Annotated in this window: 1 pseudogene; it reads right to left on the reverse strand. The window is 71.2% G+C overall.

Annotated elements, in window-relative coordinates:
- Nucleotides 1–562: pseudogene (locus BFF77_RS23145) on the reverse strand (hypothetical protein); the annotation flags it as partial.

The following is a 562-nucleotide window of genomic DNA, read 5'->3' on the forward strand; positions in this document are numbered from 1 at the left end:
GCGGCGAGGGTGGTGGCGTACTGGGGGAGCAGGGCGGTGTTGGAGGGGGAGGACTGTTCGGAGGCCGCGAAGGCTTCGTAGGAGGGGATCGTGGCGGTGACGATGCCGAGGTTGGGGGTGCCGGTGGCGGCCAGGTCGCGGAGGGAGGCTTCCAGTTGGGAGAGATGGGCCTCGTGGGAGGGGTATTCGGCGGCCAGGGCGGGGTACGCGGTGAGGAGCTCGGCCAGTTCCGGCTTCGGCCAGTGGAGGACCGCCACGGGGAACGGGCGGGACAGGGCCGTGCGGTAGGAGCCCAGTTCGGCGCGGAGGCGGGTGATCTCGGCCTGGAGTTCGGCGGGGTTGTCGGAGCCCAGGGACCACAGGCGTTTGGGGTCGTGCAGCTCGTCCAGGGAGACCGTCGAAGGGTGGACGCGGTCGGCGAGGGCGTCCCAGTCGTCGTGGTCCAGGCCCAGCAGCCGGCGGACGCGATGGCGGCCGATCAGCAGGTTGTGGGTCGGGTAAGGGACCTCTTCGCCCGGGGTGAGCAGCAGATTCAGAGCCGTGGTGAAGGCGTCGTGGGCCG

The organism is Streptomyces lushanensis (assembly GCF_001700515.1).
In the GTDB taxonomy this organism is placed as follows: domain Bacteria; phylum Actinomycetota; class Actinomycetes; order Streptomycetales; family Streptomycetaceae; genus Streptomyces; species Streptomyces lushanensis.